Source organism: Oceanicola sp. 502str15 (assembly GCF_024105635.1).
GTDB lineage: Bacteria > Pseudomonadota > Alphaproteobacteria > Rhodobacterales > Rhodobacteraceae > Vannielia.
In genome coordinates this window covers 1,567,153-1,582,244 of record NZ_WYDQ01000001.1, presented here as the reverse complement: position 1 = coordinate 1,582,244, position 15,092 = coordinate 1,567,153, and the positions used below count along the sequence as shown (strand labels likewise).

General features: G+C 67.2%; 8 protein-coding genes. 6 read left to right on the top strand and 2 right to left on the bottom strand.

Features of this window, described 5'->3' with window-relative positions:
- Positions 1 to 68 precede the first annotated feature (68 nt).
- Positions 69 to 1,871 (top strand): ABC transporter ATP-binding protein/permease, encoded by a 1,803-nt coding sequence (locus GTH22_RS07610; protein ID WP_252944431.1) that lies wholly within the window; start codon positions 69 to 71, stop codon positions 1,869 to 1,871.
- A gap of 61 nt (positions 1,872 to 1,932) precedes the next feature.
- Here GTH22_RS07610 and GTH22_RS07605 read toward each other — a convergent pair whose 3' ends face one another.
- Positions 1,933 to 5,748, bottom strand: a complete 3,816-nt coding sequence (locus GTH22_RS07605; protein ID WP_252944429.1) for an efflux RND transporter permease subunit — start codon at positions 5,746 to 5,748, stop codon at positions 1,933 to 1,935.
- On the bottom strand, positions 5,745 to 6,998 hold the full coding sequence (locus tag GTH22_RS07600; protein WP_252944426.1) for an efflux RND transporter periplasmic adaptor subunit: 1,254 nt from the start codon (positions 6,996 to 6,998) through the stop codon (positions 5,745 to 5,747). Before GTH22_RS07600 ends, GTH22_RS07605 begins: the two co-directional genes overlap by 4 nt.
- 290 nt (positions 6,999 to 7,288) lie before the next feature.
- Here GTH22_RS07600 and GTH22_RS07595 point away from each other — a divergent pair, with 290 nt between their 5' ends.
- The 5 genes from GTH22_RS07595 to GTH22_RS07575 all read left to right on the top strand — a co-directional run bounded on the left by GTH22_RS07595 (position 7,289) and on the right by GTH22_RS07575 (position 14,961).
- Entirely contained in the window at positions 7,289 to 7,942 is a 654-nt protein-coding gene (locus GTH22_RS07595; RefSeq protein WP_252944425.1) for a hypothetical protein, read from the top strand.
- A gap of 68 nt (positions 7,943 to 8,010) precedes the next feature.
- Entirely contained in the window at positions 8,011 to 9,339 is a 1,329-nt protein-coding gene (locus tag GTH22_RS07590; protein WP_252944424.1) for a PQQ-binding-like beta-propeller repeat protein, read from the top strand.
- A gap of 51 nt (positions 9,340 to 9,390) precedes the next feature.
- Complete coding sequence (gene der / locus GTH22_RS07585) at positions 9,391 to 10,848, top strand: ribosome biogenesis GTPase Der (RefSeq protein WP_252944422.1); 1,458 nt, start codon at positions 9,391 to 9,393, stop codon at positions 10,846 to 10,848.
- Positions 10,849 to 11,055: 207 nt separating this feature from the next.
- Entirely contained in the window at positions 11,056 to 12,285 is a 1,230-nt protein-coding gene (locus tag GTH22_RS07580) for an N-acetylmuramoyl-L-alanine amidase (protein ID WP_252944420.1), read from the top strand.
- 156 nt (positions 12,286 to 12,441) lie between these two features.
- Complete coding sequence (locus tag GTH22_RS07575; RefSeq protein ID WP_252944418.1) at positions 12,442 to 14,961, top strand: PBP1A family penicillin-binding protein; 2,520 nt, start codon at positions 12,442 to 12,444, stop codon at positions 14,959 to 14,961.
- Positions 14,962 to 15,092 lie beyond the last annotated feature (131 nt).

Sequence of the window (15,092 nt, the reverse complement as noted above, 5' to 3'; positions counted from 1 at the left end):
CTGGACGCCACCGAAACACACCCTAGGTTCGGGCGAACGTTCACGACCCTGAGAGGTGCGCCAGGCCCATGGCCAAGCCAAACCCCAAGACCCCCGGAAACGGGTGGGAGATCATTGCCCGCGTGGCGCCCTACCTCTGGCCGGAGGGGGAAACCGGGCTGAAAACGGGGGTGGTGCTGTCGTTGGTCGCCCTGCTGACCTCCAAGCTGATCTCGGTCGCCACGCCGTTCTTCTACAAGGCCGCGGTCGACCAACTTGCGGGCGATGCCCCCTCCACCGGCCTGCTGATCGGGCTTACGGCGGTCTCTCTCACGGTGGCCTACGGCATGGCGCGTCTGCTGACGGTGGGCTTCCAGCAGCTCCGCGATGCCTTCTTTGCCCGTGTCGGGCAGCGGGCGCTGCGGCGTCTGGCGCTGGAAACCTTCAACCACATCCACGCCCTCAGCCTGCGCTACCACATCACCCGCCGCACCGGCGGGCTCAGCCGGATCATCGAGCGCGGGGTGAAGGGGGTGGAATTCCTGCTGCGCTTCATGCTGTTTTCCATCGGCCCGCTGATCCTTGAGCTGCTGCTGGTCTGCATCATCCTCGCCTGGGTTTTCGACCTGCGCTATCTCGGCGTACTGGTCGTCACCATCGCTCTCTACGTCTGGTTCACCTTCAAGGTCACCGAGTGGCGGGTGAAGATTCGCCAGCAGATGAACGACAGCGACACCGAAGCAAACCAGAAGGCGATCGACAGTCTGCTGAACTTCGAAACCGTCAAGTACTTCGGGGCCGAGCGGCGCGAAGCCGAGCGCTACGACAGCGCGATGGCGGGCTACGAGAACGCCGCAATCCGCACCAACTACTCGCTCGGGTTCCTAAACTTCGGGCAATCCGTGCTCATCACCGGCGGCCTCGTCGGCGTGATGGTGATGGCGGCGCTGGGCGTGCAGAACGGCACCCTGACAGTGGGCGATTTCGTCATGGTCAACGCCTACATGATCCAGATCACCGTGCCGCTCAACTTTCTCGGCTCGGTCTACCGCGAAATCCGCCAGGCGCTGGTGGACATGGGCGAGATGTTCACCCTGCTCGGCCAGCCCACAGAGGTTGCCGACAAGCCCGGGGCAGGGGCGCTGGCCGTGAAGGGGGCCGAGGTGCGGTTCGAGGATGTGCGCTTTGGCTATGACGCCGAACGCGGCATCCTGAAAGGCGTCAGCTTCACCGTGCCTGCCGGGCGCAGCCTTGCCATCGTGGGGGCCTCGGGCGCGGGCAAGAGCACCATCGGGCGCCTGCTGTTCCGCTTCTACGACGTCACGGGCGGGGCGATCCTGATCGACGGGCAGGACATTCGCGATGTCAGTCAGGAAAGCCTGCACGATGCCATCGGCGTGGTGCCGCAGGATACGGTGCTGTTCAACGACACGATCCTCTACAACATCGCCTACGGTCGCCCCGAGGCGAGCATGGAGGAGATCGTGGAGGTGGCCAAATCCGCCCGCATCCACGACTTCATCGAGAGCCTGCCCCAAGGCTACGAGACAACCGTGGGCGAGCGCGGGCTGAAGCTTTCGGGCGGGGAAAAGCAGCGGGTCGGCATTGCCCGCACCATGCTGAAGAACCCCGCCATCCTGCTACTCGACGAGGCCACCTCGGCGCTCGACACCGAGACCGAGCAGAAGATCCAGGGCGCATTGGCGCGGGCGGCAGAGGGGCGCACGGTGCTGACCATCGCCCACCGCCTCAGCACCGTGGCCGGGGCGGATGAGATCATCGTGCTCGATGCGGGCGAGGTGGTGGAGCGGGGCAGCCACGCCGAACTTCTGGTGCAGAACGGCAAATACGCTTCGCTCTGGGCGCAGCAATTGCGCGACGAGGCCGCCTGAAGGTTGCGCTCTTGGCTAAGGCGAATGTGCAGGGCGCGCCTTCATGGCGCGCCCTGAGCGGTTACTCGGCTGCGCGGATGTGGGGTGGGGTGGACTTGTCCTCGCCGTCCTTGTCGCTGTCATCCCCGCCCGCGGCGTCCTTGGCCTCTGAGCCGGCGTCGGCAGGCTTCTCGGGCGCGGAATCTGCGGCCTTCTCCTCCGCTTCCTGCTTGGCCTCGGGCGCCGCCTGAGGCTCCGCGACCACTTCGGGCAGGGCCTCCTCCGACCAGATGATTTCGGGGCTCTTCACCCGATGCGCGGCCCGGGCCAGCGAGGCGTCGCGGGCGATCCGGCTGGAGCGGCCGAGCGTGACCGAGCCGATCCCGCGCAGGCCCCAATAGGCGCCCTTGGAGGCCCAGATCCGCAGGGCCAGCATCGAGGGGGTGAACACCAGCGTCAGGATCGTTGCCGTGCCGAGCCCGAAGACCACCGCCGTTGCCAGCTGCTTCCACCAGAGCGCGGTGGGGCTGTCGAGCGAGTAGCCGCCATTCACGAAATCCAGCGACAGACCCAGCATCATCGGTGTCAGGCCGGCCATCGTGGTGATGGTGGTCAGCAGCACCGGACGCAGGCGCGCCTCGGCGGTGCGGATCACCGCCTCGAGACGGGGCATGTAGGCCGAGAACTCCTGATAGGTGTCGATCAGGACGATGTTGTTGTTCACTACGATCCCGGCCAGCGCCACGATCCCGGTGCCGGTCATGATGATCGAGAAGGGCTGACCGAGCAGCAGCATCCCCCAGAGCACCCCGGCGGTCGAGAGCACCACGGCCAGAAGCACCAGCACCGAATTATAGAAGCTGTTGAACTGTGCCAGCAGGATGATGAACATCATCCCCAGCGCCATGCCGAAGGCGCTCATCAGGAACTGGCCGCTCTCTTCCTGGTCTTCCTGGTCGCCGGTCCACTCCCAGTCGATCCCGAGGGGCAGGGGGCTTTCCTCGCCCGAGAGCCATTCGGTGATGACCCCGATGCGCTCGTTGGCGTTGACGGCGATCTTGCTCGCCCCGGCATAGCGCCCGCCCGGCGCAATCAGCGCATCGGCCTCTTCGGCGGGAACGACGGCCAGCGTCTTGGCCTCTTCGCCTTCACCCTCGACCAACTTGGTCAGCCCGGCGGCCACATCGGCCTTCACGTCGTAGACCCGGCGCTGATCGACCCGGTCGATGCGGCCGATCTTGGGCACCGGCTGGCGGCTGATGAAGTTGGACAGCGGAACCAGCCCGCCCGCGGTGCGCACCTTCAGCTCATCAAGCGTGGAAAGCACGCGATCTTCATAGGGCAGGCGCACCCGGATCTCGATCTCTTCGTCCGAGCTGTCGACCCGCATGGTGTCGAGCAGGATGCCGCGCGTCACCAGCTGCACCATCGCGCCCACGGTGGCCACATCGGCTCCGTAGCGCCCGGCCTTTTCCACGTCCACGTCGATCTGCCAGTCGATGCCGGGCAGGGGGGTGGTGTCTTCGAGGTCGATGATGCCGGGCAGGCTTTCGAACTCCGCGCGCACGGTGCCCACGGCCTCTTCGAGCGCGGCAAAGTCGTCGCCCGACAGGCGCAGGTGAATGGGCTTGCCCGAACCGGGGCCCATGGCGAGGTTGAGGATTTCGGGTTGGATGCCAGGAATGTCGAGCACGGCCTGCTCGATCTTCTCGAGGATCACGTCGCCATCAAGCTCGGCCAGCGGCACATCATGGGTGCGGGCATATTCGGGGCGATCTTCCCACGGGATCAACTCGAGCTGGATCTGCCCCACCGTATCGAGCGGCGCCTGGCTGCCGCCGGTGTTGGAGTTCAGCCCGCCCTCGCCGGCGAAGGAAAACGCGCTTTCGATGCCCGGGATGTGGGAGATCGTATCTTCGACCTCCTTCACCATCAGGTCCTTCTCTTCGAGCGACAGGTTGCCCCGGGCGCGCACATAGACGATCGCCTGCTCGGGCTCGCTCTCGACAAAGAAATCGACGCCGTTGTTGTTCGCTCCGTAGTAGCCGAAGGTGAAAACCACAAAACCCACGACCGCCGCCACGGTGACGAGCGGCATCACCGGGTTGCCCGCGATCAGCTTGATCAGCCAGCCGAAGGCGGTGCGGCGATGCCCCGAGGAGACCCGCTTGGGTGCCCGCTCGAGCTTGGCGGCTGTCAGGGTGATGGTGGCAAGGAAGGCGGCCAGCACGAACAGCACGAGGCCCGGCAGCATGGCGGCCATCCCGGGCAGGGGAGACTCGCCGCCGAAGAGGTAGCCCGGGTTGATGCACTGGAGAGCAGCGATGAACAGCAGGTAGAGCGAAGGCACCACCAGCACCGCGCGCACCCACCACGGCAGGCGCCGAAGGGCCTGCGACGCGCCGTGGAACGAGCGGCTCATCCGGCCCGAAACGCCGCCCAGCACCGGCAGGTAGACCAGCGCCACCAGCAGCGAGGCCGAGAGCACGAAGATCAGCGTGACCGGCAGCATCCCCATGAACTGCCCGGCCACACCGGGCCAGAACAGCATGGGCAGGAAGGCGCAGAGCGTGGTCGCCGTAGAGCTGACGATGGGCCAGAACATCCGCTTTGCCGCCTCGACATAGGCATGCATCGGCCCGACGCCCTCGGATATTCGCTTGTCGGCGTATTCCACCACCACGATGGCCCCGTCCACCAGCATCCCCACCGCGAGGATCAGGCCGAACATCACGATGTTGGACACGGTGATGCCCATGATCGAGAGGAACACGAAGCAGAGCAGGAAGCTGATCGGAATGGCGATGCCCACCAGCATGGCGGGGCGGATGCCGAGCGCGGCCAGCACGACGATGGCCACCAACGCGATGGCGGTCATCACCGAGCCCTCGAGCTGGGCCACCATCGACTTCACCACGCGGCTCTGGTCGTTGGAGGTGCCGACCTGGATCGCGTCGCGCAGCTCGGGCGGCCACTTGGCCATCTCGGCATCCACCGTGGCGCGGATCGCGGCGGCGGTGTCGATGATGTTGTAGCCCTTCTTCTTGGAGACCTGCAGCGCAACGGTGTTGACCCCGTTGAAGCGGGCGGTGCCCACGCGGTCTTCGAAAGTGAGGCGGATATCGGCCAGATCGCCAAGGGTCACGATGCTGTCGCCGTTCACCTTGACCGGCAGGTCGTAGACGTCCTGACCGTCTTCGAAACTGGCCGGGATCTTCACCGAGAAGGCACCGCTCGGGGTTTCGATCTCGCCGGCGGCGATGAGCTGGTTGTTGTTGACCACCACGTTGATCAGCTCGGCGGCGGTGACGTTGTAGCTTTCAAGCTTCAGCGGGTCGATCACGACCTCGAGCATCTCGTCGCGGTGCCCGGCCAGCGAGGCCTCGAGCACGGGCTCGAGCCCCTCCAGGCTGTCCTGCAGATCCTTGGCCACCTTCACCAGCGTGCGCTCGGGCAGGGCGCCGGTGAGGTTGACGATGATGATCGGGAACTCGGAAAAGTTGATCTCGCCGATGGTGTAATTGTCTGCCCCGGAGGGAAAGTTCGCCTCTGCCGTGTTCATGGCGGCGCGCACATCGGCCAGCGTGGCCGACTTGTCCCAGCCGAACTCGAACTCCAGCACCACGTTGGCATAACCCTCGGTGGCCACGCCGGTCATGGTCTTGAGGCCGTCGAGGTCGGAAAGCTCGGTTTCCATCGGCTTGACCAGCATTTTCTCGGCATCGGTGGCCGAGATGCCGGGGAAGGGGACCGACACGAAAACCGCCGGAATTTCGATATCCGGCTCGCCCTCCTTGGGGAGGCTGAGGTAGGTGGCCCAGCCCACGAGGATCGACATTGCCACGAAGGCAAGGATCATCCGGGCGCGGGCGGCGGCCCAATCGACAATGCCGGTCATTGCGTAAGCTCCTCGAGCGTGACCTTCACCGGAACACCCTCTACCACATATTCCTGCCCACGGGTGATGACCCGTGCCGTCTCCGGCAGGCCCGTCACCCAGATGCCGTCGACGGTGTCGCGCAGCACCGTGACCGGGGCAAAGCGCGCCGTGTTCTCCTCATCGACCCAGCGCACGCCGAGCGCGCCGCCGTCATCGAGCGTCAACGAGGATTGCGGCAGCAGGTGTGCCTTGGCGCCCGCGGCGGAGATCACGATTTCGGCCGTCTGGCCGTCGCGGATCTCGAGGTCGGCATTGGGCACCTGCACCTCCACGCGGAAAGTGCGGGTCTGGGCATCGGCGGAGCGCGACAGGAAGGTGACCTCGCCCGTGACCTCCTCGCCCGTGGCCAGCCGCGCGCCGGCCTTGGCCCCGACCTTGACCCGCGACACCTCGGTTTCGGGCACGAAGCCCACCAGCTTGATCGGGTCGAGCTGGAGGATGGTGGCGCAATCGGAGCCAGACTGAAGCAGCACGCCCAGCTCGGCGCTGTCGCTCTCCAGCAGGCCCGAGAAGGGCGCGGTGATGGTCAGGCGGTCGATGTCCTTCTGGGCCGTCGCCACGGCGGCTTCGGCGGTCTGGACCTGGCTCTTGGCCCCCTCGACGCCCGATTGCGCGGCCTGAACGGCGGCGCGGGCCGAAGAGACCGCGGCCTTGGTCGCGGCCACGCGGGTTTCGGAGGCGTAGCCGCCCTCGGAAAGCTGGCTTGCGGCGCGGTCGTTGATCTCGGCCTCTTCCAGCGCGGCCTCGGCCTCGGCCACGCGGGCCAGTGATTCCGGCAGGCCGGCGCGGGCGGAGGCAAGCTGGGCCTCGGCCTGCGCAAGCTGGGTCTCGCGGGTGCCGGCGTCGATCACGCAAAGCATCTGCCCGGCCTCCACGAAAGCGCCCTTGCGCAGCGGCTCCGAGACAATCTGGCCCGGCGTTTCGGCCCGCACCGTCACCTGCCGCGCCGCCTCGGTGCGGCCCCGGGTGATGACCGCGCTGTCGACCTCGCGGGCCTCGCTGTCGATCGCCATGACCGAAACAACCCGCGTCGCGCCCGCGCCGGTGCCGTCTTCCTCGACCGATCTCGGCGCTTCGGGCGCCGTTTCGGAGGCCGGAGCCTCGGCCTCGCCGCCTCCTGCCACAGAAAGCAACACATCGCGCTGCATCACCACGAGATAGAGCGCCGCTGCAACGCAGAGCGCGAGGAGGATCGAAAACAGCCGCATTGGCGGTCCTTCCTTGCAACAATGGGGCGCACTGCGCCCCAACATTCCTTCGCTGGTGCAGAAAGCCCGGGCGGATTGAAGCCTGAGCTGTCCTGAACCGTTTGGTTTAGTTTAGCGATGTCATTCCCGCCGCGCAAGCGGCAGTTGGCCGCGCCCCGCGCCCTGCTGACATCGGGCAACAGCGGCCGCCCGGGCGGCGTGCCAAGCCCCTTGGCATTGGGGCGCATTTCCGGGTAAGAAGCAGCGATCTTGCGGGGCGCAGACCCGGCAGCGGGGAAGAAGGCAGGCAGATGAGCGAAAGCGAAAGCTTCATCGACGAAGTCAACGAAGAGCTGCGGCGTGACAAGCTGTTCCGGCTGATGCGCCGGTATGGCTGGATTCCGATCCTTGTGATCGTGGCGCTTGTGGGCGGCGCGGCCTGGTTCGAGTGGCAGCGCGCCACCGCCCGGGCCGAGGCCGAAGCCCGCGGCGATGCGGTGCTGGTTGCGCTGGAGGCCGAAGAGGGCGATGCCCGGCTGGCCGCGCTCGAAGGCATTGATGCCACCGGAGAATTTGCCGCCGTGCTCGACCTGCTCGAAGCCGCCGAGGCACAGGGCAAGGACGATCCGGCCGGGGCAGGGGAGAAGCTGTTGGCCGTGGCCAATGACGCCAGCCTGCCGCAGCCGTGGCGCGACCTCGCCGCGTTGAAGGCGGTAATGCTCGGCCCCGACGCGCTGGAGGCCGACACCCGCAAGACCCTGCTCGACGGGCTGGCCAGCTCGGCCTCTCCGATGGCGCAGATGGCGCGGGAACAGCAGGTATACGTGTTGATCGAAGCGGGCGAACGCGACGCGGCACTGGCCGCGGCAGAGGCGCTTGTGGAGGAGGACGGGTTGACCCGGGGCTTGCAAGAGCGCCTCCTGCAAGTGATTGTGGCATTGGGAGGAAAGCCCGAACAGGGCTGACCGGACCGGCGCCCGCGACCAAGAGGCGCGGCGCAGGAACGTGTGACGGGGCAAGGAAGGCAAAAGCCGTGAGAGCAGCAACGACGTGGATCACCACAGGCGCGATCCTGGCCCTTCTTTCGGGCTGTGGCGGCGGCGAACAGCCCTTGCCCGGCAAACGCATCGGGATTCGCGAGGCGGTTGGCGTCTCGGACCCGAAGGGCGGCACTGCCCCGATTTATCGCGGATCCGCTCCGATCTCGCTGCCCGCCCCCGTGAACCATGGCGAATGGACCCACCGTGGCGGCGGCCCGCAGCATCGCATCCAGCACCCGGCGCTCGCGCGCTCGGTGGCGTCGGTCTGGCGGGCCAACATCGGGCAGGGCAATAGCCGCAAGGCGCGGATCACGGCCGACCCGGTCGCTTCGGGTGGCCGGATCTTCACCATGGACAGCCGGGCGCAGGTCTCTGCCGTGTCGACCGGCGGGGCCGTGCTGTGGTCCACCGACATCACCCCGGCCCGCGACCGGACCCAGGACGCCTCTGGCGGCGGGCTCGCGGTTTCGGGCAATACCCTTTATGTTGCAAGCGGTTACGGCCAGCTCCTGGCGCTCGACGTGGCCACCGGCGGGCTGCGCTGGCGCCAGCAGTTCGACGGGCCTGTGCAGGGCACGCCGACGGTCGAGGGCGGCACGGTTTACGTTGTCAGCCGCGACAGCCGGGCCTTTGCGGTCGACGCCTCCAACGGGCGGCTCAAGTGGGAAATGCCCGGCACGCCGACGCCTTCGGTGATGGTCGGCGGGGCCGGTCCGGCCCTGACCGGGAACAGCGTGATCTTTCCCTTCGGCTCCAGCGAAGTCATTGCTGCACTTAAGCTTTCGGGCGTGCGCACTTGGGGCGAGATCGTTGCCGGCGAGCGGCGCGGGCGGGCCTACACGGGCTATACCGACGTGACCGGCGATCCGGTCGTGGTGGGCAACACGGTGTACGCCGGCACCCAGTCGGGGCGCACGGTGGCGCTGGATGTGAACACGGGCGAGCGGCGCTGGACGGCGCAGGACGGGGCCTATTCGCCGGTGTTCCCGGCGGGCGACTCGGTGTTCTTGGTCTCGGACGCAAGCCAGCTCGTGCGGCTGAGCGCGGCGACGGGCGAGACGATCTGGTCGGTGAAACTGCCCACCTTCTCGGCCCGCAAGACCCGGCGCCGCAAGGCGGTTTACGCCCATTACGGCCCGATTCTGGCCGGGGGGCTGCTGCGGGTGGCCTCGGACGACGGGCTGCTCCGCAGCTTTGACCCGGCCTCCGGCGCGCTGGTTTCGGCGGTCGAGCTGCCGGGCGGGGCGGCGTCGCACCCGATCGTGGTGGCCGGAACGCTCTACGTGGTGAACCGCAAGGGCCAACTGGTGGCTTTCCGTTGAGCTGAAAGCCGTGTATGAGGCGCTCTTACCGCCCCGCACCGGACCGTTAACATGAACTTCACACTTGCCATCGTTGGTCGCCCCAACGTTGGAAAATCTACTCTTTTCAACCGCTTGGTTGGCAAGCGGCTGGCGCTGGTCGATGACCAGCCAGGTGTGACGCGCGACCTGCGCGAAGGCGAAGCCCGGCTGGGCGACCTGCGCTTTACCGTCATCGACACCGCCGGACTCGAGGAGGCGACCGACGAAAGCCTTCAGGGACGGATGCGCCGCCTCACCGAACGCGCGGTGGAAATGGCCGACGTCTGCCTCTTCCTGATCGACGCGCGCACCGGTGTGACCCCGACCGACGAAGTCTTTGCCGACATCCTGCGCCGCAAGAACGCCCATGTGCTTGTCGGCTGCAACAAGGCCGAGGGCCGGGCGGGCGAGGGCGGCATGATCGAGGCGTGGAGCCTCGGGCTGGGCGACCCCATTCCGCTGAGCGCCGAACACGGCGAAGGCATGTCGGACCTTCTGGCTGCCTTGATGCCCGTGGTTGATGAAATTTCGCTTAACAAGCCGGATGAAGACCCCGAAATCGAGGTGTCGGTGGAAGAGGGTGACGAGGCAGAGACCTGGAAACCCACGAAAAAGAAGCCGCTTCAGGTGGCTGTGGTCGGCCGTCCGAACGCCGGTAAATCCACGCTGATCAACGCGATTGTCGGCGAAGACAGGCTGCTGACCGGTCCCGAGGCCGGCATCACCCGCGACTCGATTTCGCTGGCGCTCGACTGGGACGGCGTGCCGACCCGGATGTTTGACACCGCCGGTATGCGCAAACGCGCCAAGGTGCAGGAAAAGCTGGAAAAACTCTCGGTGTCCGACGGCCTCCGGGCGGTGAAGTTTGCCGAGGTCGTGGTGGTGCTGCTCGATGCGGCGATCCCGTTTGAACAGCAGGATCTGCGCATTGCCGACCTTGCCGAGCGCGAGGGCCGCGCCGTGGTGGTGGCCGTCAACAAATGGGACCTGGAGCCGGAAAAACAGGCCAAGCTCAAGGGCTTGCGCGTGGCGTTCGAAAAGCTGCTGCCGCAGCTCAAGGGGGCGCCGCTGGTGACCGTTTCGGCCAAGACGGGCCGGGGGCTCGACAGGTTGCAGCAGGCGGTGGTGAAAGCCCATGAAACGTGGAACCGCAGGATCACCACGGCCAAGCTAAATGACTGGCTTATCAGGATGTTGGAGCAACATCCTCCACCGGCTCCGGGGGGGCGCCGGATCAAGCTGCGCTACATGACCCAGGCCAAGACCCGGCCGCCGGGCTTTGTGGTGATGTGCTCCTTCCCCGACAAGCTGCCCGAGAGCTACAAACGCTATCTGGTCAATGGCTTGCGCGAGGATTTTGACATGCCGGGCACGCCGATCCGGCTGTTCTTCCGTGGGCAGGGCGACGCCAACCCCTACAAGAACAAGACCAAATCGACGCCCTCGCGTCTGCGCAAGCATTTGGGAAAGAAACCGTTGGGCGACTGAGGGTTACGTGGTTAACGCACCATATGATACCCCAGAGGCACAACCCGTACACAACCCGTACACAGCCTGTGCATACGCGATTTTCGCACAGAAGCGCCGGTTAACCCGCCGCACTCTCTCAGCCTGCGCAGCCTCCCGAGGGCGTGATGCGGCAGAGCTTGGTGGCGCAGCGGGGCTCGTGTAGAACGGGCAAAACGGGCGGACAGAATGCGGGCAGCTCTCACCATCATCTTCGCGGCGCTGTGCTGCGCCATCCTTGCGAGCGCCGCGACGGCGCAGGGGTTCTCGGGGCTTGCACGGGTGGACCCGGCGCGCTCGGGGCTGGAGGAAAGCGGGCAGGGCGTGACGCTGCGCCTGACGATCTCGCAGCCTGTCGCCTACCGGGTGCGGTTGCTGGCCGATCCGCCGCGCCTGGTGGTGGACTTCCGCGAGGTGGACTTCGCCCCGCTCGGCACCCCCGACCTCGCCACGATGGAAACCGTCACCGCCCTGCGCACCGGCCGCGTCGGCCCGGGCTGGACCCGGCTGGTGGCCGAACTCGCCGCCCCGCTCGGGCTCGACACCGCACAGATGATCACCGGCGCCGCCGACGGCTCGGCGCGGGTGGAGGTTGTGCTGGCCCCGGTCAGCGAGGCGGAATTTGCCGCGCAGGTTGCCCGCGGGCAGGGCGGCAGCGAGGCCTTTCCGGCCCCCTCGGCCAGCACCCCGGCCAAGCGCCGCCCCGCACCGGGCGGCAAGCTGGTGGTGGTGCTCGACCCCGGCCACGGCGGCGTCGATCCGGGCGCAACCCGCGACGGGATCACCGAGGCCGACCTGATGCTGACCTTCGCCCGCGACGTGCGCGAGGCCCTGCTGCGCGCCGGCGACTACGAGGTGGTGATGACGCGGGAGGACGACAGCTTTGTGTCGCTGGAAACCCGGCTGACCATCGCCCGCCGCGCCGGGGCCGGCCTGTTCCTGTCGCTCCACGCCGACGCGGTGGAGGAGGGGATTGCGCGGGGCGCGCAGGTCTACACGCTCTCCGACGAGGCCTCGAGCGAGGCGCTGGCCAAGCTGGCCTACCGGCACGACCGCGACGACATTCTCGGCGGGGCCGACCTGAGCGGCACCGACGACGCGGTGGCCCAGGCGCTGCTCGAGATCGCCCGGCGCGAGACCGCCCCGCGCACCATGGCCCTGGCCCGGGCGATGGTGGGGGGCCTGCGCGGCAAGGGGGTGCGGCTGCACAAGCATGCGCTCGGCTCGGCCGACTTCTCGGTGCTGAAGCTGCCCGACATTCCGGCGGTGCTGCTGGAGGCGGCCTTCCTGTCGACCACCAGCGAGCTGGAAAAGCTGCAAAAGCCCGAGTGGCGGGCGCAGGCGGCGGAGGGGATCGCGCAGGGCGTGGCGGCCTGGGCGGCGGAGGATGCCCGGCTGAAGGCGCTCATCCGGCAGTAACCGGGCGCCGGCAACCGCGCGCCCGCAGCGCCGCGAGCCTCGCAAAACCGTGACCCGCCAAGCGGCAAATGGCCGAATTTGTCATGCAATCTCTTTTGCTTCGCGCCGCCCCTTCGCGTATACACTTGGCCTCGGAGCAGCAATGGAGCAGGCAACGTGCTCAGATTCTTTACCGGCATCTTCGGCGGACTTTTTGCGCTGATCACCACGGGGGCCGCCTTTGGTGCCCTGATGCTTGGCGCGATCTTCTGGATCTATGGCCGCGATCTGCCCAACCACGAGCAGCTGGCGCAATACACGCCGCCCACCATCAGCCGGATCTACTCGGGCGAGGGGCAGATCATGGACGAGTTCGCCCATGAGCGCCGCCTGTTCGCCCCCTCCAGCGAAATCCCCGACCTGGTGAAGCAGGCCTTCATCTCGGCGGAAGACAAGAATTTCTACACCCACAAGGGCTATGACCCGATGGGCATGATCGCCGCGGCCGTCGATGCGGCCAAGGGCGGGCGCCTGCGCGGCGCCTCGACGATCACCCAGCAGGTGATGAAGAACTTCCTGCTGTCCTCCGACCGCTCCGCCGAACGCAAGATCAAGGAAATCATCCTTGCCAGCCGGGTCGAGACCGCGCTGAGCAAGGAAAAGATCCTCGAGCTCTACCTCAACGAGATCTTCCTCGGGCAGAACAGCTTTGGCGTGGCCGCCGCCGCGCAGACCTATTTCAACAAGACGCTTGGCGAGCTGGCCCCCCATGAGGCGGCCTATCTTGCGGTGCTGCCCAAGGCGCCCTCGAACTACCACCCGGTGCGCGACAAGGAGCTGGCGACCAACCGCCGCAACTTCGTGCTGAAGGAGATGTACGAGAACGGCTACATCTCCTACGAGACCTACCAGTCCGAGCGGCTGGAGCCGCTGCGCTCGGTGCAGAACGGCGATTACGACAGCTTCAAGGGCTCGCTCCCGCCGCGCGACTACTTCACCGACGAGATCCGCCGCCAGCTCAGCCGCAACTTCGGCGAGGACGAGTTTTTTGGCGGCGGCCTGACCATTCGCGCCACCGTCGACCCCGAGCTGCAGCAGAAGGCGGCGGCCGAGTTGCAGCGCGCGCTGGAGCGCTACGACCGCGGGCTGGGCCGCTGGAACGGCACCGGCAAGACCATCGACACCGCGCTGCTGGGCGACGAGACCGCCTGGCGCGAGGCGCTGGCCGCGGTGGAAGTGGCCCGCGACGTGGAGCTTGAAAGCAAGTGGCTGCCCGCCGTGGTGATGACCGTCGGCGACCAGGAGCTGGGCCTCGGCATCGAGGGCATCCCGATGGACGGCGCCGAGCCGCCCGTGGTGCCGCGCAAGGACATCGCCTGGCTGCGCGGCGACTTTCACGACAACTTCGAGGTCGGCGACGTGGTGCACGTGCGCCGGATGACCGAGGATGGCGCCTTCATCCGCTGGACCCTGCGGCAGGTGCCCTCGGTGCAGGGTGCCTTCATGGCGATGGACGTGGAAAACGGCCGCGTGCTGGCGATGCAGGGGGGCTTCTCCTACCAGCATTCGGTGTTCAACCGCGCCACCCAGGCCACGCGCCAGCCCGGCTCGTCGTTCAAGCCCTTCGTCTACGCGGCGGCGCTCGATTCCGGCTACACCCCCGCCACCATCGTTGTGGACGCCCCGATCGAGATCAACACGCCGCAGGGCGTGTGGCGGCCCAAGAACGCCAGCCACAAGTTTTACGGGCCCACCCCGCTGCGCACCGGCATCGAGCAGTCGCGCAACCTGATGACGATCCGCCTCGCGCAGGAGGTCGGCATGGAAACCGTCGCCAGCTATGCCGAGAGCTTCGGGGTCTATGACCGGCTCGATCCGTTCCTCGCCAATGCGCTGGGGGCGCAGGAGACGACGCTGTTCAAGATGGTCTCGGCCTATTCGATGTTCGCCAACGGCGGCCAGCGGGTGGAGCCCACGCTGGTGGACCGGGTGCAGGACCGCTGGGGCCGCACGATCTACCGCCATGACCAGCGCATCTGCGACGGCTGCGAGATGGCCTCTCTGGCGCCGGGCGAGCTGCCCCACATCAGCGCCAACCGCAAGCAGGCGATCGACCCGATCACCGCCTACCAGCTCACCTCGATGATGCAGGGCGTGGTCGAGCGCGGCACCGCGCGGCGCGCGGTCAGCCTCGGCGTGCCGGTGGCGGGCAAGACCGGCACCACCAACGATGCCAAGGACGTGTGGTTCATCGGCTTCACCAATACCATCGCGGCGGGCTGCTACATCGGCTACGACCGGCCCCGCACCATGCCGGGCGCCTCGGGCGGCGGCATGTGCGCGCCGGTGTTCAACAGCTTCATGAAGCAGGCGATCGCCAAATACGGCGCCGGCAAGTTCCAGGTGCCCCCGGGCGGCTACTTCGTGAAGATCGACCGCTTCACCGGCGCCCGCCTCTCCGACAGCGCCTCGGGCCCCAACGTGGTGGCCGAGTACTTCCGCGAGGGCGAAGAGCCGATCTTCGGCATGGCCGCCATGCTCGACGGCGGCTTCGCGATGGGCGCCAACCTGCCGCTCTTCGCCGAGGGCGAGGAAGATGCCGGCGAGTCCCGCACCGTCACCACCTCGACCGGCAAGAAGGCTCGTATCGCCCCCAAGGCCAGCTTCGGCTCGCTCAGCTCGGGCGGTCTCTACTGAGGGCAGGGCACCGCCCCCCGCACCACGCCTGTTCATTTTCTTGCTGAAAATATCTCCGGGGGGTGTGGGGGGCTGGCCCCACTGAAGGCCGCGGTGTGGGGGGCTGGCTCCCCACTGAAAGCCGCGGTGTG